This window comes from Paenibacillus sp. GCM10027626, from assembly GCF_042676285.1.
In the GTDB taxonomy this organism is placed as follows: Bacteria; Bacillota; Bacilli; order Paenibacillales; family Paenibacillaceae; genus Paenibacillus_Z.
In genome coordinates this window covers 89,074-105,365 of sequence record NZ_JBHTHC010000013.1, presented here as the reverse complement: position 1 = coordinate 105,365, position 16,292 = coordinate 89,074, and the positions used below count along the sequence as shown (strand labels likewise).

16 protein-coding genes are annotated in these 16,292 nt (G+C 50.2%); 4 read left to right on the top strand and 12 right to left on the bottom strand.

The genetic code is table 11. The annotated features are described in order from the left end of the window. Positions 1-61: 61 nt before the first annotated feature. The 5 genes from ACFQ0N_RS23425 to ACFQ0N_RS23405 form a co-directional block, all read right to left on the bottom strand. Entirely contained in the window at positions 62-589 is a 528-nt protein-coding gene (locus ACFQ0N_RS23425; protein WP_379330793.1) for a hypothetical protein, read from the bottom strand. Between the two features lie 402 nt (positions 590-991). After that, the gene (gene trxA / locus ACFQ0N_RS23420; RefSeq protein WP_379330791.1) at positions 992-1,306 is read right to left on the bottom strand and encodes a thioredoxin; all 315 of its coding nucleotides are present in this window, start codon (positions 1,304-1,306) and stop codon (positions 992-994) included. Between the two features lie 106 nt (positions 1,307-1,412). Beyond that, positions 1,413-1,838 carry an RrF2 family transcriptional regulator gene (locus ACFQ0N_RS23415; protein ID WP_379330789.1) on the bottom strand — a complete coding sequence of 142 codons (426 nt, stop codon included), beginning with the start codon at positions 1,836-1,838 and terminating at the stop codon, positions 1,413-1,415. A gap of 155 nt (positions 1,839-1,993) precedes the next feature. Beyond that, positions 1,994-2,866, bottom strand: coding sequence for a DUF72 domain-containing protein (locus ACFQ0N_RS23410; protein ID WP_379330787.1), 873 nt, complete (start codon positions 2,864-2,866; stop codon positions 1,994-1,996). 123 nt (positions 2,867-2,989) lie between these two features. After that, complete coding sequence (locus ACFQ0N_RS23405) at positions 2,990-4,030, bottom strand: peptidoglycan DD-metalloendopeptidase family protein (RefSeq protein WP_379330785.1); 1,041 nt, start codon at positions 4,028-4,030, stop codon at positions 2,990-2,992. A gap of 212 nt (positions 4,031-4,242) precedes the next feature. Between ACFQ0N_RS23405 and ACFQ0N_RS23400 the strand changes: the two genes are divergently transcribed. Both ACFQ0N_RS23400 and ACFQ0N_RS23395 read left to right on the top strand, forming a co-directional pair. Then, a complete protein-coding gene (locus tag ACFQ0N_RS23400; protein WP_379331054.1) occupies positions 4,243-4,989 on the top strand; it encodes a response regulator transcription factor in 747 nt (248 codons plus the stop codon). Next, a complete protein-coding gene (locus ACFQ0N_RS23395; RefSeq protein WP_379330783.1) occupies positions 4,986-6,755 on the top strand; it encodes a sensor histidine kinase in 1,770 nt (589 codons plus the stop codon). Before ACFQ0N_RS23400 ends, ACFQ0N_RS23395 begins: the two co-directional genes overlap by 4 nt. Positions 6,756-6,817: 62 nt before the next feature. Here the strand turns inward: ACFQ0N_RS23395 and ACFQ0N_RS23390 are convergent, their stop codons facing one another. Then, positions 6,818-7,957, bottom strand: a complete 1,140-nt coding sequence (locus tag ACFQ0N_RS23390; protein WP_379330781.1) for a glycosyltransferase WbsX family protein — start codon at positions 7,955-7,957, stop codon at positions 6,818-6,820. Between the two features lie 194 nt (positions 7,958-8,151). Between ACFQ0N_RS23390 and ACFQ0N_RS23385 the strand changes: the two genes are divergently transcribed. Continuing rightward, on the top strand, positions 8,152-9,099 hold the full coding sequence (locus ACFQ0N_RS23385; RefSeq protein WP_379330779.1) for an AraC family transcriptional regulator: 948 nt from the start codon (positions 8,152-8,154) through the stop codon (positions 9,097-9,099). Between the two features lie 237 nt (positions 9,100-9,336). Further along, entirely contained in the window at positions 9,337-10,089 is a 753-nt protein-coding gene (locus ACFQ0N_RS23380) for an MBL fold metallo-hydrolase (RefSeq protein WP_379330777.1), read from the top strand. Here the strand turns inward: ACFQ0N_RS23380 and ACFQ0N_RS23375 are convergent. The 6 genes from ACFQ0N_RS23375 to splB form a co-directional block, all read right to left on the bottom strand. Further along, positions 10,086-11,351, bottom strand: coding sequence for an MFS transporter (locus ACFQ0N_RS23375; protein WP_379330775.1), 1,266 nt, complete (start codon positions 11,349-11,351; stop codon positions 10,086-10,088). The two genes, ACFQ0N_RS23380 and ACFQ0N_RS23375, sit on opposite strands and share 4 nt — an antisense overlap. A gap of 3 nt (positions 11,352-11,354) precedes the next feature. Further along, positions 11,355-11,984, bottom strand: coding sequence for a TetR/AcrR family transcriptional regulator (locus ACFQ0N_RS23370; protein WP_379330773.1), 630 nt, complete (start codon positions 11,982-11,984; stop codon positions 11,355-11,357). Positions 11,985-12,064: 80 nt separating this feature from the next. After that, complete coding sequence (gene nagZ / locus ACFQ0N_RS23365; RefSeq protein WP_379330771.1) at positions 12,065-13,348, bottom strand: beta-N-acetylhexosaminidase; 1,284 nt, start codon at positions 13,346-13,348, stop codon at positions 12,065-12,067. 49 nt (positions 13,349-13,397) lie between these two features. Then, positions 13,398-14,513, bottom strand: a complete 1,116-nt coding sequence (locus ACFQ0N_RS23360) for an anti sigma factor C-terminal domain-containing protein (RefSeq protein ID WP_379330769.1) — start codon at positions 14,511-14,513, stop codon at positions 13,398-13,400. After that, the gene (locus tag ACFQ0N_RS23355) at positions 14,506-15,027 is read right to left on the bottom strand and encodes an RNA polymerase sigma factor (RefSeq protein WP_379330767.1); all 522 of its coding nucleotides are present in this window, start codon (positions 15,025-15,027) and stop codon (positions 14,506-14,508) included. Before ACFQ0N_RS23355 ends, ACFQ0N_RS23360 begins: the two co-directional genes overlap by 8 nt. Before the next feature lie 137 nt (positions 15,028-15,164). Then, complete coding sequence (gene splB / locus ACFQ0N_RS23350) at positions 15,165-16,202, bottom strand: spore photoproduct lyase (RefSeq protein WP_379330765.1); 1,038 nt, start codon at positions 16,200-16,202, stop codon at positions 15,165-15,167. Positions 16,203-16,292: the final 90 nt, after the last annotated feature.

Sequence of the window (16,292 nt, the reverse complement as noted above, 5' to 3'; positions counted from 1 at the left end):
AAGCCCTTCACACCGCAGTGCAACGGAACGAAAAAACGCGCCAACCCACCCGGCTGGAACGTCAATCAGGTGAAAAACATTTTTTTAGCATCTCCAAAGACTCCAGCATATGCCGGGCCAATTCAGGGATATCGCCCATCTGCTCTTCATTGATCTGTCTATGAAAGCTCAGCTCAACCGCATTGCTCCAACCTGCCTGCCGATGCCCATATAGATGGCTTAGCGTCTGGCGAATGGAGACTGAAGGTTCCCATATTTCTTTTAAAACCTTGTCGATCCGGCTGCACTGCTCCTGCTCCTCCATCACCGTCATATAGAAAAATATCGACAGCGCACAGCCTGGCTCCGTCCCGGGCTGCTCCAAAATTTCCGCGGCCAGGTCCTTCAGTGACATGTGCATGCTAATCTCCGCGCTAATTTCGGGCTGGCCGGCAAGATGGAAGTGCAGCCTGAATTCGCGCTCCATAACGGAAAGCTCTACCGTATCCTTTCGGCCGGAAATAACAATGCGCTGCTCCAGATTATCCAGATCATACAGTTCATTTTCAAAGGCAACTTTCAAATTATCAAATACAGTCGGATCAAACATGCCTTATTCCCACCTTCTTTTTTTCAGAACATTCTAACGCCACAGTCCGGTGCAACAGGAGCTAACGAACTAGACAATCGTTATCGTCACAAAAATGGCGCCATAAAAATTTTAACGAATCTCACAATCGTTATTGGGGTGAAATATTGCCTGATTCCTCTTTATTTTGCCAAATAGCGTTCCCCAGATTCGTTAGAAAATTAAAAAGCTCCATTTTGCCCGAATAACGATTCAGAAAATAGCGGCCGTTACATCCGTTAGCGTTCGTTCATGCGCCAGGAGGCTGTCAAACCCCGTGGTGGTCACGAATCTGCAAGTTAGGCCAGGTCCAGTTTGAAGCCGCGCACTATTACATTAAAAAAAGCCGCCTCAGAGAGGCAGCCCGGTTGCTGCAAGTTAACCTTACAGCTGACCTTCAATTTTTGATTTCAGGTCGTCTTTCGATTTCAGGCCGACCATTTTGTCAACTGGTTGACCGTCTTTGAACAGAATCAATGTAGGGATACTCATAACGCCGAATTGGGAAGCCAATTCCGGCTCTTCGTCTACGTTGATTTTAGCGATTTTCGCTTGAGCACCCATCTCTTCGGACAATTCCTCGATGATTGGAAGCTGCATTTTGCAAGGGCCGCACCATGGCGCCCAGAAATCGACCAGCGTTACGCCGCTCTCAACATTTTGTTGAAAAGAATCTTTTGTCAATGCTACTGCTGCCATTTTCTATCATTCCTCTCCGTTATTGTTTTCCTTTGTATGAGAAGGGAAACCCATCACACCAATTTCACTTGGCACAAAGCGTTATTCAGCAGGCAAACACAGAACACTAACACTCGCCGCAATCCCGGATTTGTTTTAGCACATCGGCTACTGTAATACCGGCAAAATAAGCTTCAAGCTGCTTTTCAGCCTTGCAGAAGATGCTATTCATTACATCGCGCATATGTGACCCGACGACGCAATCCATATCAGGATCGCCAGAGCACCAGCTCGGAATAACAGATCCTTGGGCTAAAAGCCGGTAAACATCGGCAAGATTGACTAGTGACGGATCAAGTGTCAGCCGATAGCCGCCACCCGCTCCTTCTCGTGTCGCTACATAGCCGCCTTTGCGCAAGCAGCTCATCACTTTACGGATTCTAGCCGGGTTCGTCGACACATTGTCGGCAATCGCTTCGCTGGAAGCCATCCGCTCCGGCAAATAAGCCAAATAAACCAAACTATGCACCGCTATTGTAAACTCGCTGTTCATGAATAAAAGGCACCCCGCTTTGTACTGTAATAATATCAGTTACAGTTGTCTTTGTCAACGTGGTGACAGCTCTATTTTGCGACACTCGTTCAGCAATTATGTCTGGCATTGACTGCATTCGCCAAATTGAATTTCTCTTCCCTTTCCTGGCGCGGCTAAAAAAGCTCTATCTGTTTCGGCGCCATCGGCACAGTCGGCATCCCCAGCAGCTCCATCAACATTTTGGCATTGCTTGCTGCGTCGCCGCCGGAATTGTTGTTAAACAGCACGCAAATCTCTGTGCTCTGCCGCTGCAGCTCGGCAAGCCAATTCTTCCATTCCAGCAGCTCTTCCCGGCTATACCTGTATAAATAGCGAACCTCGCGCCAATCGGCATTGCCTTTTTTGCTCCAGCCCTCCACATTGCGCCCATGCATCCGCACAATCGTTAACCGCTCGTCCGTAGCCTGCAGCACAGCAGGAACAGAATGAGGCTCAACCTGCGGCTCGTCACAGACGCTATGAATCCAGCCTTCACTCCGCATAAAGCTCAAGGTGCGGGCGGCGTAAGCTTCCGAGAACCAACTGCTATGCCTAAATTCGAGCGCAGCAGGCAATTGGCCCAGCAATTGCTTTGTAGCGCGCAGTGTCTCCACATTGAGGCGGGTACAATCAAACCAAGGCGGGTACTGAAACAGCACCGCCTTTAGCTTTCCGGCCTCACGCAACGACTGTATCGATTCGATAAAGGCTTCCATCAATGAAGCCAGCTGCTTATTCTCTGCCTGCTCCGCTGCCGCCGTTTGCCGCTGCGGCTTGCGCTCATGCCCTGTCAATCCTTTGTAGGCTTTGACGACAAAGCTGAAGCCAGGCGGTGTATTTTCCGCCCATTTCCTGCAAGTATCGGCTGCATGGATAGCATAAAATGTCGCGTCTATTTCAACAACCGGGTAATGCTTCGCATATATCCCCAGCTTGTCTCCTGCTTTCACTCCCGGCGCATAAAGCTCATCATGATCGCCCCAGCCTGTCAGACCGATCTCAATCATTCGCATCTCCTCCATCAACCGCCAATCGCCCCACCGCGCGCTGGGAGCTGCGCGCGGTGCAGATAGCAATTGTACGGATCCTCTGGAAGATCATTTTACACAATACGCCCGGCATATTCCAGACTAGCTGCCCGACACAGTTTCTCCCTGCACCGGCCGGCTGCCGTCTTTCCAGCGCACCGGCAAAGATTTGGATTCGTACAGATCCGCGCCGTCCGACACTTGGAAGTGGAGATGAGGCTCGCTGGAATTGCCGGAATTGCCTAACTTGCCTATGACATCCCCTCGTTTAACTTGATCGCCCTTCTGAACAGTTGCCGTGCCTTGCTTAAGGTGGGCTAGATAGCTGTACTCGCCATTCCCATGGTCGATAATAACCACATTGCCCAAAGGTTCCTTCTCATTCATCACGCCAACAGGCGAATTGTCTGCAATGTCATTTACGACAGTGACGACTGTGCCGTCGGCAGGGGCAAGAATATCCTGGCCAAAGGCAAAATAGCTTTCATTGCTCGCTGCATCCCCCGTATACGACATCCCGTCTTTAACCTGCGACAAATCATATGCATATTGCTGGCTTTCGTGCGCGTAGTGGTAATTAATAAACGGATTGTTGCCGCCCCAATATACGAAGTAATCGCCATGGAAGGGCCAGTCAAATTCAGTCTTTGTCAGCTGATTGTCCCGCTCGGGCTGCGGCTCGAAATATTGCATCTGCAGTCCAAGGATGTTCTCGTTAGTGTCGAATACGGCTTGGATGCCCCGATCTCCCTGCGGGGTTAGCCACCCCCTTTTGTCTATGCCATTGAGCCGCATCGACGAGACCGGATCGAAGCTGTCAACGCCTTGTGTAAACTGCTCTCCCAGTGACGCAAAATCCTGCTCGCTTAACTGCTGCTTGAATTCTGCGCTAAACTGGCTGTAAATTGCGGCGAATTTTTGTTCGAGCATAGCATGCCCCACATCTTCCGGCTTGATTTTCGCCATGGTCGTATTGTCAGAAGGCTCCGTCTTCCCCGCAGCCTCCGTTTTCTCCGGCTTCGTCTGCCGATCGTCGCCGCTGCCGCTGCCGCTGCATCCGCCGATCATTGTTGCAGCCGCCAAAATAACTGCCGCAGCGCTAAGCAGCCCTCTTTTTCGGCGATTTCCATCATTGCTTTTCATTCCAATTGCCCCCTCACAGTTGATGTACAAATTGTACACCCCTACTCTTAGTCCCACTTAAACCGAAACTGTACGCCAGCTTAATTATGCTGCGGCTAATTTGGACAAAATTAAGCTTCCGTTAAGAGTCTACGGTCCCTTAACGCGGACTGCTCATGATAAACTAGATAAGGCAGACGTTATAAGTGAAAGGAGCTGAACCGCAAATCATGATGAACAATGCTTCCATATTGCTTGTCGATGACGAGCGTACGATATTGCAGCTGTTGCAGACCGTACTGAAAAAGGAAGGCTTTACGGGGATCGAGACGTCAGGCTCAGCCGAAGAAGCGTTAGCGCTCTGCAAGCTCAAGACGTTCGACCTAATCGTGCTGGATGTTATGCTGCCGGGTCAAAGCGGCATCGATGCCGCTCCATTTTTCCGGCAATTGACCGATGCGCCGATTCTGTTCCTGTCCGCCAAAACCTCGGACTTTGACAAGCTTTCAGGCTTTGCCGTGGGCGGCGACGATTATATCGCCAAGCCTTTCAATCCATTAGAGGTAGTTGCCCGCATCCGTTCTCAGCTGCGGCGATATTTTGCTGCCAAGACGGCAAGCGGCGCGATGCCTGCCTCTGCGCCCGATACGATCTATGATTTCGGCCGGTTTCAACTGTACAAAGAGGCGGGTGAGCTGGTAGTCGAGGGCAGGACCGTAGCTTGTCCAGCGCTTGTTTTTCAATTGCTGCTATTTTTATGCGAACGCCCTAATCGTATTTTCAGTAAGCGCGAGCTGTACGAGCAGGTTTGGGGGGAGGATGCATTCAATGACGACAACACAGTTATGGTACACATCCGCCGGATTCGCGAACGCATCGAGGCAGATCCCTCAAATCCGCAATATATCGTCAATGTGCGCGGCTTAGGGTATAAGTTCATCAAGCAACCTATTACAGATAAGGATCTGCGTCCAGTATGAGTATGAAACGCCGGCTTGCGCTTCGCTTCACTTTACAGATGACTGTAGGCGGCTTGGCCGCATTAATCGTTTTTGTGCTAGGTATGAATTGGATCTTGCAGCGGTTCTCGGATATTAGCATTTCCAAAGATTTTGCCGCAGTAGGATTGGAGGAGCTCGTTGAGCGCTCTGAATTCCATGAGGAAGGCATTCGCTTTGACCCAGCATTGTTAGAACAAGTGAAGTCCAGCCAAGGGTGGCTTCAGACGCTGTCTCCTGCCGGAGAGGTGCAGCAATCGTATAATACACCGCCCGACGTGCCCAAGCATTACGCGCCCGGCGAACTGGTTGATTATTGGCAGCAGCGAAAGCCATTTGCCTACGATATATTGCTGTGGGTGAAAGTTATGGACGGAAAAGAGTATACGATTATTTACGGTTACCACAATCGCCTTAAGCAGCTGCTGGAGCTGGCCGTACATCAGGGCCGGTTAAACGGTGCCGGCGAGTTGGTCATGCCTCAACAGCTATCCAGCGGCTTGACTGCAGCGCAAGGATTCCTGCAGCTTATCGATGCAGCCGGCCATGAAATCGCAAGCTACAATAAGCCGGCAACGATTGCCGGTCATTACACTTCCCAGGATTTGGCCCTGCGCAATCGTTACAACGACCGATACGGCTATCTTTATGCCAGCTCGTATGAGGAGCGCACCGGGCATACGTGGATTGTCGCCCTGCCCAATTACGCTGGCGGCCGGGATGGACAGCCCGATTTGATTCCGGCGGAAACGCGTGCACTGCTGATCGGCGGCGCGTCCATGATCGGCGCGCTCATTGTCATCTTTATTCTGCTTTCCATCTGGAATGCGCATCGCTTCGGTGTACCGCTGCTCCATATACTAACTTGGCTTAATACACTCAGTTCAGGAAGGTATGAAGAACCAAAGGATCGGAAGAGCATCCCCCGCAGCCGTACCCGCGAAGGCAGCTGGCGCTCGAGATACCGGGTATTTGCCGAGGTTTTACTGTCGATCGGGCAATTGTCCCGCACATTGCAGCATAATGCCGAGCTGCGCCGCCAGAACAATCGTCTCAGAGAGGAATGGATCGCGGGCATTACTCATGATCTGAAAACGCCTTTATCGTCGATAAAGGGCTACGCTCATATGCTGGCTGAGGATAGTTACCAATGGAGCACGGAGGAAGTACGCGAATTTTCCCGCATTATTCTCGACAAGGCCGCCCATATGGATCTATTAATGAACGATCTTGCGCTGACCTATCGTCTGAATGCAGGCATCGAGCCGCCGGAAGGCGAGCGGTTTGAGCTGAATGAATGGCTCCGCAATATACTGACTCACGCTGTCGCCCCGCCGCTAAACCGGGATAATATCCGGTTTCAGCCTGCCGAAGATAAGATGACCATCAAGCTTTATATGCCATGGCTGGAACGCATTATATTCAACTTAACCGCCAATGCCCTGCTGCATAATCCTGCCGGCACGCAGCTTGTTGTCTCCGTGCGGCTCGACCACGAGGCGGATAAGCTCGTCATCGATTTCACCGATAATGGACGAGGCATGGATGAGCTTACAGCAAGCCGCTTGTTCGACCGGTATTATCGCGGTACGGATACCGGCGCCGCCTCCGAGGGCTCCGGCCTTGGCATGGCTATAGCGAAAGGGCTGGTCGAAGCGATGGGCGGACATATCGAAGTTTTCACTTCACCGGGCAGCGGTACGACTATTCTCCTCTCCTGGCCGAAACAGCTGGCACTCGCAAGTTGAGTTCTCAACCGATGCGCTTGCTTGCCAGTTGTTTCACTTCTTGCTTCGCGTGTTAGCTGTTTCTACTGGCCAAATACATTGCGAATGGCTTGCAGGTACGCCATCCCGTGCACAGTGTCCGGTTCAAGATAGCTGCCCTCTGTCCATTCGTTCCACGCATTGACTGTAAAGATTTTCGGCTGTGTGCGCCCCTCATCCAAAAAGCTTTTCATAGTGCGCATAGCTTCTTCGAATTGCTCTGGGGTATTGCCGCCTAATGTCGGCATAAATGGATAGCCCAAATTATCGTAGCTGTCTGTCTGAATCGTGCGCGGACTCGCATCCCAGCCCATCGTTACATTCGGATAGTACGGCAGATCGTACTCATCTGTAAACTTTGCATAATCCTCCGCATTCACTTTCCGGAATTGTTCATAGGCGGTGGCCGGGAACTCCGGCAGGACATGATGATGAATCCATACATACGATGTAATGCTGTCGAAACCGAGATCGGCCAGCAATTTGTTGACATCTGTCAGCTTTTCCTCGCCCGGCAAAATTTGCTCGCCCCATACGACCGCATTCAGATGCAGCTCTCCAAGCTCCGCCGCTCGTACACGATCACGAAAATCAGCCAATGCCGCGCGCGTTTCCTCTACAGAACCAAGCCCTTTAATTAAGCTCATCAGTTCATAAATTGAAAAATATAGGCCGCCCTCTACACGCCAGTAGGAGGGGTGGTGGAAATAATTGGCGATCATATGATTAGTCGCCGATTCGAATGCCTGGCGGGACACTGTTCCTGCCGACAACGTATTGTACGGGCGGCTGCGCTGCGCCGGATGAATGTCAACCCAGTCATGATTGGCCCACATCAAGGAAAAGTTGAGCCGGTCATTATTATGCGCCTTCAAGAACCCCTCTTCCAGCGCACGCTGCAAATACGGCCCGTCCTCATACCAGTACCAGTCAAAAATAAAACCGGTAACGCCGTGGTCGGCAGCAGCGTCTATTTTCTTCGCCATCACCTCCGGATCGGCCTCATCCTCGTAGCCCCAAAGCGGAATTTTCGGCTGCTGGTGTCCGTCAAAGCGCGGCTTGGCCTGCTTCGTCAGCTCCCATTCTGTCCAGCCCTTGCCATGCCAGGCTTCATTGCGCGGATCAACATGATAGTTGGGAAAATAATATACCGCAACCTCATAAGTTTTTTTATCCGTAGTCATGTTTAACCATCCTCCCGAGTTTCCTGTTCATCTTCTGCTTCCAGTATGCGGGATTACAGCCGTCTCGTATTTGGAGAAAAACACCGGGAAGTTGGCTTTTTCCCCGCTCTTAGCGGAGTGAACCTCATCTGATCGCATAAAAAAGGTATACTGATATAGAAGCAATGTCTGCCCGAAAGGAGCATTCCCCGGATATGACTCAGCGCGACGATCAAGCCAATAAGTTTATTGCGGCCGTAAATTTTATGAATCTGGCTCCTTATGTCCGGTATATTCATGAATATAAAAGCAGCGAAAGCTATCGCATTCCTCCGCGCATCATTTATGATTACGAAATTATTTTTGTTGTGAGCGGCACATGCCATTATGTTATTGAAGGGGCACCTTACACGCTAACTGCCGGCTGCCTGCATGTCATGCGTCCGCATACCTTGCATCACTGCTACGCTCCAGCCGGCCCCGAATTCCATTATTACGCCGTCCACTTTGATCCTGTTTATATGGGAGAGCATCTGGATTTTTCCGCTGATCATGTCTACGTAAACATCGATTATCCGGGACTGGATTACATCCCTGTAGAGGAGCAATTGGCAGAACGGCCGGTCGCACAACTGGACGGGTTCACTTTCCCTTATACAACTATCGTCCGGGAGCCACAGCATTATATCCGCTTGTTTCAGCGCATGCTGCAGCTGTTTCAGACCCGCCGTTCAGGCTATCATCTGGGGATGCGCGCCTGCATGCTGGATATGATCTCGCTGTTAGTGGAAGAATTAACGACTGCTGAGGGCGTTATGAAACAGCACCCGCATAAAAATGTCATTCATGAAGCGATTCACTGGATGGAAAAGCATTATATGCACGATATTCCGCTGAGCGAATTCTCGAGCCAGTTCTATTTGTCGCCCAACTATTTTCGCACCTTGTTCAAGCAGGCCACCGGAAAAACGCCGATTGAATATTTGACTGCCATCCGCATAGAAAAGGCCAAGCAGCTCATGCAGGAGGACAGCTATACCATCAGTCAGATCAGTACAATGGTCGGTTATGCAGATCTTCATTATTTCAGCCGTTTGTTCAAAAAGCTGGAGGGTCTCTCGCCCAAAAACTATGCCGATTCCATATTACGGCCCTCGCGCTAGACTTGCTTTCGCATTGAAAAAGCTATAACCTCGATCGACGCTATATTCCGCTTATCCCCCCGATAAATTGGCACAATTAATGCCGCGGGTTGTCAGCGGAAAATAAGTAGTCAGAACCTTGACGAAAATTTATTTTTATGTTATGATTAGAATTTAATGTATTTACAAAACAACTCTCGAGCAGTATGATAACTACGATCCTTTGATCGAACTTTATTGCTTTGGGAGGATAACGACATGCGAGTAGCCGAACAAATTGAAATACTGGAGATTTCAACCGTAATGATGGGAAAAACGGAGACGATTTATCCCGCATTGCTGTGGGACGGAGACTGCGCAGTACTAGTAGACACCGGCTATCCGGGGCAGCTCCCTTTAATTCGGGAAGCGATCCGGGCAGCCGGTGTTCCGTTTGAGCAGCTGCAAGCTGTCATTGTGACCCATCAAGATTTGGATCATATCGGCAATCTGCCAGGCCTGCTCCAGGAAGCAAAGCAGCCTCTTCGCATCATGTGCAGCGCGGTTGAGCAACCGTATATTCAAGGTGATAAGCGGCTGGTCAAGCTGACAGCGGAGAGCATCGAGCGGGCCGTCGCCGCTTTGCCGCCGGAAACTCCGGACCAATGGCGCAATGCTTTTCGCGCAACACTTGAACAGCCACCTGCCGCAAAAGTCGACCAAATTATTGCCGGCGGAGAAGTGCTGCCCTATGCCGGCGGCATCACTGTAATCGACACCCCCGGACATACACCCGGACATATTAGTCTATATCATGAACGCAGCCGAACGTTAATAGCCGGTGACGCTTTAATTGTCGCAGATGGTCAGCTGTATGGCTCCAATCCGAATTTTACGGTCGATCCGGCAATGGCCCGCCAATCGCTGCAGACATTAGCGCAGTATCCGATCGATAATGTCATTTGTTACCACGGCGGTCTGTACCGAGGTCAAGCAACTGAACGTATTGCCGAACTAAGCCAGAGCCACTAGCCATTAATCCCGGGCTGCTCCAGCTTGCGATTGCTGCTGCGGGCCAGCCCCGGGAGTGTCACAGCATACAAAATAAAGGCAAGCAGCACTACTACAGCCAGCACTGTATAAATAAGCGGCAGTGACAGCCATTGCGGATACAGCAGCGATATAAGCCCCAAGGCTACAGATTGCCCTAACATCAGCACTGGGTCGGTCAGGCCGATCACCCGCCCCATCATGGCAGGTTCTACGATTTTAGGCAGCCAGCCGCCGATAGCAATATTAAGCGGAGCAAGCAAAATCCCGGCCAGCGAAACCAGGCTTAAATATAGCCATACATTATTTACAACCCCAAGCAATGCCATCATCCCCGACAAAAGCAATAAACTCAGTATGATCACAATATGCGGCTTCAGCCTTTTGCTCAATTCCGCCCCAATCGCACTGCCTATCATAAAGCCAACCCCTAAAAAGATGGCAAATAAGGACATAAATCGCTCATAGGCATCGGGCACAAGTTTATATTTCATTGTAAACATCGGCAGTACAGCAAATGCGCCATTTAGCAGGCCGAATAATAAAAAGCCGATAATGAGCGTGAGCAACAGCCGATTTTGCAGCACATAGATTACGCCGGTCCAGAAATCCTTTAGCACGCTGCGCAAGTTCAGCGACCGCCAGGAAGCTTCTCCCGCAGGCTGCCGCACAGCTTTATCGATTTTACAAGCACGTACCAGCAGAGCGGAAACAATAAATCCCACGCCGTCCAGCATAATCGCCCCATAAATGCCGATCGTCGTATAGGCGAGCGCTCCCATGCCGACACCAAACAGCATAAACACGCCAAAAATCATCTGATTCAAACCGGCAGCCCGCTCATAGAGTTCCTCCGGCATAATGCCTTGCAGCAGCGCGGTTTCAGCCGGAGCATAAAACTTCGCTACACCGCTGCGCAAAAATAAAATGGTAAAGACAAGCGGCAAAATCCCTGCATATACCGAGGCTAACAGTGCAATTGTCAGCACCAGCCGAATCCAGCCGCTATACTCCGCGATACGCTGGCGATCCAGCCGGTCGGCCGCAACGCCGACAAGGAAAAAGACAACCAGTGTCGGCAGGGAATACATTAATTCTGCAAATGAGGCATAAGAAGGCTGGCTCGCAAAGTGGTCAAGCAAATAAAACGCAAACGCCATATTGCCAATTGTCGTCCCCATTTGCGAAGCAAAAGATGCTGTAAACAGCTTTACAAAGGCCGGATTGCGAAATAGCTCCCCCATCATTTATCCCCTTTCTTCATTTTGAACCTGAAGCAAATATCGAATCGATCGCTTCAGTGCATCTATTTGCTCAAGAGCTCCCGACTTCTTCATTCCTAATTGCAGCACGCCGATGAACATCCCATCATGAAAGCTTATAAACATTTGGGCGATCGCCGTAACCGGAACAATCGGCCGGAATTCACCTTGCTCCACGCCTTTATTGAGCAAACTGACGACATACTGCAAGGAGCGCTCATATCGTTCGGCTGTATACTGTGCGTGCTTGCCATTACGCCAGCTCAGGATATGAAATTCGATAAAAACAGGCACAATCGTTTGAGCCAGTTGCTCTATCCCTTGCGTATTCAGCTCAAAAAGCTGTTCCAGCGCTTTCCATAGCGAACCGTACTGCTCATACAGCAGAGTAAAATCGCGGAAATTCAACTTGTCTGCTTCATCAATAATCGCCAGCATCATTTCTTCCGTGCTGGAAAAATATAAATATACCCCGCCGCGGCTCAGTCCGGCCTCCTCGACAACATCCTTCATCGTGGTACGCTCGTAGCCCTGGCGAATGAATACCCGTTTGGCAGCTTCGATAATTAATGCCCGTTTGGAATCCCGGTGTTCCTCCGAAACCTTTGGCGCCATCCACTTCCTCCACCCTTCAATAAATAACAATGACACGTGTGTCGTTATTATAAACGACACACGTGTCATTGTAAATAGCATTATTTAAATCTCTTGTTAAACTGACGAATTCTTTCGTTAAGCTGACTTACTACAGGTGCGCTAACAGCCTCATCAGTCAGCTTGTAGTTCTGTTTCATTTGCAATATGCGCACGACGCTTTCATCAATACGCTGCTCGGTAAGTTCCCCGTCTTTTACAGTTTTCAGCAAAGCTTCAAGGACGAGGTCAACATTTTCGTATTCATGCGCGACAAGGACAATGTCGCCGCCCGCCTTGATGCTGCGTACAGCCGCTTCGCCGATGCCATAGTTTTGTACGATAGCGCCCATAGTCAAATCATCTGTAATGACGACTCCTTTAAAACCAAGTGTGCCGCGCAGCTGATCTGTAATGATTGTCCGCGACAGCGAAGCCGGATAATGCTTGTCCACCTTCGGGAATAAAATATGGGCAATCATGACTGCCTCGGCGCCTTCCTTAATCGCTTCCTTAAACGGCAGCCATTCAAAGGCTTGCAGCTGTGCAAGCTCCTTCTTGACAACCGGCAGCTCCAAATGCGAGTCCACTGCTGTATCCCCATGGCCCGGAAAGTGCTTGACGACAGGAATCACCTTTCCGCCACGAATCGCTTTCATTACTTCGAGTCCCATGGCGGCAACGGTGTCGGCCGTCGTCCCGAAGGAGCGTGTGCCGATAACCGGATTTTTCGGATTGCTGTTAATGTCGAGCACGGGCGCAAAATCCATATTAATGCCCATTAAGCGGCATTCTTCAGCCAGCAGCGCCCCAGCTTCCGCTGCGTATTCCTTTTTCCCCGCCTTGCCGATCGCCGAGGCTTCAGGCAGCTTCTCCATGCCCGGCAGACGGCTGACTTTGCCGCCCTCTTGATCGACTGAGACCAATAACGGCGCGACATTGTTCGCATTCCATGCTTTGAGCTGATTGACATAAGCAGTAACTTCATTGGGCGAGGTCAAATTATATTTATAAAAAATAACGCCGCCGACATGCTGCTCCTCGATCATTTTTTTCGCTTGCTCATCAGGCTCAGCTCCAGCTACTCCTGCAATGATCATCTGTCCGATTTTCTCTTCCAGCGTCATGCCGGCTACGATCTTTTTCAGCTCTGACAGCCCGGCATCACCTTCGGCTGTACGCTCATTCTTGTCCTTCTCCTTCCGCACTGGCGGCAGCTTATTATCGTTTTCCTGCTGTCCTTGGTGATGGTCGTACGAATTCACCTTATTTTCCTTGCCGCAGCCTGTTATAACAACCGCTATTAGCAAGATGACAATAAAGAGTCTCCCATAGTAAACCCGCACCTCAAGCACCTCCTTATTTTTCTAGCTTGCGCACCAACGCTCAATTTCATTACTCTCCATCGCTCCAATTCCACGGCTCGACAGCTCCAAATTGAAATTGGCCGAACAGCGGTTCCTCCTTCAGCCTCTCCAGTTCACGGATCGGACCGGTTACCACTGCCCCATATACCATTACACCATGCTGACGTATAAAATCAAGTCTGGCGAGGTCCCAGTTTTTGTCAGCATAACTCCCTTCCTTATCAAGCCACTCCAAATCCCGGATCAGCATGCTTTGCGATTTTTCCAACTGCTCTGCATTCCCAATCCAGTTCATAAACATTTTTGAATATCTCCCATCATATTCAACCGCCGGACGCAAGTTAAGCGAGGCCACGTGTATGGTGGACGTGCTTGAAGAATGAGGCATCGACTGTAACGCCTCTGTCCGCAGCTCGCCCGCATATATAGGCATGCCAAGTAAACGCACCTTATACTTCTGCAGCATTTGGAAAAGCTCTGCAGGTGTCATCGCCTTGGCTGTCGAGAATCCGAGCTGCCCAACATATCCGTCCTCCATTTTGGCCAGCCGCTCCCAGCCTGGATCAGTCCATTTTTCCACTGTCTTGTCTGGCGCTGTCTCATTCTCTGGCTGCAGCGGATCAGGAGGCAAGTTAAAGAAATATTCCATCTGCTCATTCAAATAACGCTCATTCATATGAAGCGTGTAAGTTACATCGCCAAACAGCCACTTCTTCACTTCCACCTCGCCGGCCACAGCCTGCCAGTCCCCAACCTGCCAATAAGCCTTTAAGACGGTCTTTTGCGTCAACAAGCCGTTCAGCTCTGCTTTCGGCTGGGTCAACCGGTCGATCAGCAGCCCGGTTTCATGCGTCTCAACCAAAGTTTGCGCATAACGGACAAACTGCTCACCTTTCCCCGATTCCATGTAAATAATCGTCGCAATCGTCAAATAAAGCATATATAAAAAATAAAGCGAAAGCGCGGCAATCGCCACACTTCTAACCAGCGAGAAGCGCGTGTTCCAAATCAATCGTTTGAACTGTTTCTTTTCCCATTTCACCGGGTCTGCCGTGATCGGCAGCTGTGTATTATCCTCACGCCATTCGTCCAATAGTTGTTCTATTCGCTCATCCTCTTGCGGTTTCCGCGGCCGCTCACTCATCTCGATCTCCTCCCTCTAATTCCTTGGCCAGCTGCTTGAACTTAAGCTTGCTGCGATGCAAGCCTACCTTTACTTGACTCATGCTCACGCCCAACAATTCAACCAATTCCTGATAAGAAAACCCTTCTATCTCCCGCAGATAAAGAATGGTCCGGTAATGCTCCGGCATTCTCTGCATAATCGCCGCAATCAGGCTGCGCTCCTCCGTCAATTCCAGCGCCTCTTCCGGCTCCTTGTAGCTGCTTATTCCCGTTGAACGAATTTCCATCTGCCTAAGCATCTCCGCTTCCCGCTCTTTGCGCCGGCTCCGGTCGATCAACAGATTACGGGCAACCTTGAACAGCCAGGCGCGGATATGCTTCGTATCCTCAATGCGTAGTGACAGCATCGCACGGTAAAATGTCTCCTGCAGCAGTTCCTCGGCCGCTTCCTTTGATCCGCTTGTCCGGTACAAATAACGATAGATCGGGGATTGGAATGTTTTGAACAGCTCGGCGAAACGATTCCGATTCATGCCGCTGCCCTCCTCTCCACCTGTACGACGAATGAATTTTGTTTTTGTTACAAGTTTTAGAAAACAAACAGGGGCGATCCCAAAATTCAGGCGCCCCTTTCTCGTTCATTTTCAGATATACCCGGTCGGTGTTGCTGCTAAGTAAAATATTCAATCCTCGCATCAGGGAAATGCTCATTGATTTGTTCTGTAATAAAAGCCTTCAGCACTTGAGCCTGCTCATCTGCATAAACGTATTTGCCCTGCCCCCAGCGCCCCCATTTGTACTTCCGCTTTTCTTCGTCCATTTCAAGCTTAGTTTTTGGATAACGCTGGCGAATAACGTTTTTAGCCGTTTTGGTGAACCGGTGCTGAATCAGCTCGAAAGTAAGATCGGCGGCCGCTTCTTGCGGCAGCGCCTCTTTCAAGTTCGTTATCAGCTCTGCATACCCGTCCTCCCAGCCATCATGCCATATAATTGGCGCAATGATGAAACCGAGCGGATAACCTGCACTAGCCACCTTTTGAGCAGCGGCAATACGCTCGTAAAAATTGGATGTGCCCGGCTCAAACTGTTTTATGACATAATTCGCATTGACGCTAAACCGTATACGAGTATGTTTATTGTGTTTAGCATCAAGGAGCGGCTCTACATGGTGAAATTTCGTGACAAAACGAAGCCGGCCCAGCGGCTGCTGCCCCATAAACTCGATACATTCCTTCAGTGAACCGCCAATATGCTCCAAACCTACGGGGTCGGATGTACAGGCCGCCTCGAACCGGGTGATCTCCGGAGAGCGCTCCTCAATATATTGCCTGGCCTGCTCTAAAATTTCGTCGATATTTACATAGATACGGACATAGGGTTTGGCTCCTAGCGTCGTTTGGAGATAACAGTAATGACAATGCGCCATACATCCGGTTGCGATCGGCAGGGCATATTCTGCAGACGGTTTAGATTGGTCGAATTTGAGCGTTTTGCGAATACCGACAACCAATGTTTTTTTAGCGATCCGGTATTTTTCCAAATCGCTTTCGCCCGGCAAATTGGTAATTCGGTTATGAGAGGTCGTCATATGAATAGGAAGCCCCTGCCGCTCGGCCCATTCATATATTTTTTGACCCTTTGGATAATTGAGCGCATCAGGCTCAAAATAAACGAGCTCCGGAATAAATACCGGCCTTTCCCTTGCCATAGCGGACTCCTCCATATACTTAAATGATTCAACGTTACGCTTAGAATCCCCTTCATCACGGCGTCCATGCATTTTGACCTGCGCCGGTTC

Excerpts from the sequence above, each read along its gene's own strand:
- ACFQ0N_RS23425 (WP_379330793.1), bottom strand. The coding sequence starts at position 589 with ATGTTTGATCCGACTGTATTTGATAATTTGAAAGTTGCCTTTGAAAAT.
- trxA (WP_379330791.1), bottom strand. The coding sequence starts at position 1,306 with ATGGCAGCAGTAGCATTGACAAAAGATTCTTTTCAACAAAATGTTGAG.
- ACFQ0N_RS23415 (WP_379330789.1), bottom strand. The coding sequence starts at position 1,838 with ATGAACAGCGAGTTTACAATAGCGGTGCATAGTTTGGTTTATTTGGCT.
- ACFQ0N_RS23410 (WP_379330787.1), bottom strand. The coding sequence starts at position 2,866 with ATGATTGAGATCGGTCTGACAGGCTGGGGCGATCATGATGAGCTTTAT.
- ACFQ0N_RS23405 (WP_379330785.1), bottom strand. The coding sequence starts at position 4,030 with ATGAAAAGCAATGATGGAAATCGCCGAAAAAGAGGGCTGCTTAGCGCT.
- ACFQ0N_RS23400 (WP_379331054.1), top strand. The coding sequence starts at position 4,243 with ATGAACAATGCTTCCATATTGCTTGTCGATGACGAGCGTACGATATTG.
- ACFQ0N_RS23395 (WP_379330783.1), top strand. The coding sequence starts at position 4,986 with ATGAGTATGAAACGCCGGCTTGCGCTTCGCTTCACTTTACAGATGACT.
- ACFQ0N_RS23390 (WP_379330781.1), bottom strand. The coding sequence starts at position 7,957 with ATGACTACGGATAAAAAAACTTATGAGGTTGCGGTATATTATTTTCCC.
- ACFQ0N_RS23385 (WP_379330779.1), top strand. The coding sequence starts at position 8,152 with ATGACTCAGCGCGACGATCAAGCCAATAAGTTTATTGCGGCCGTAAAT.
- ACFQ0N_RS23380 (WP_379330777.1), top strand. The coding sequence starts at position 9,337 with ATGCGAGTAGCCGAACAAATTGAAATACTGGAGATTTCAACCGTAATG.
- ACFQ0N_RS23375 (WP_379330775.1), bottom strand. The coding sequence starts at position 11,351 with ATGGGGGAGCTATTTCGCAATCCGGCCTTTGTAAAGCTGTTTACAGCA.
- ACFQ0N_RS23370 (WP_379330773.1), bottom strand. The coding sequence starts at position 11,984 with ATGGCGCCAAAGGTTTCGGAGGAACACCGGGATTCCAAACGGGCATTA.
- ACFQ0N_RS23360 (WP_379330769.1), bottom strand. The coding sequence starts at position 14,513 with ATGAGTGAGCGGCCGCGGAAACCGCAAGAGGATGAGCGAATAGAACAA.
- ACFQ0N_RS23355 (WP_379330767.1), bottom strand. The coding sequence starts at position 15,027 with ATGAATCGGAATCGTTTCGCCGAGCTGTTCAAAACATTCCAATCCCCG.
- splB (WP_379330765.1), bottom strand. The coding sequence starts at position 16,202 with ATGGCAAGGGAAAGGCCGGTATTTATTCCGGAGCTCGTTTATTTTGAG.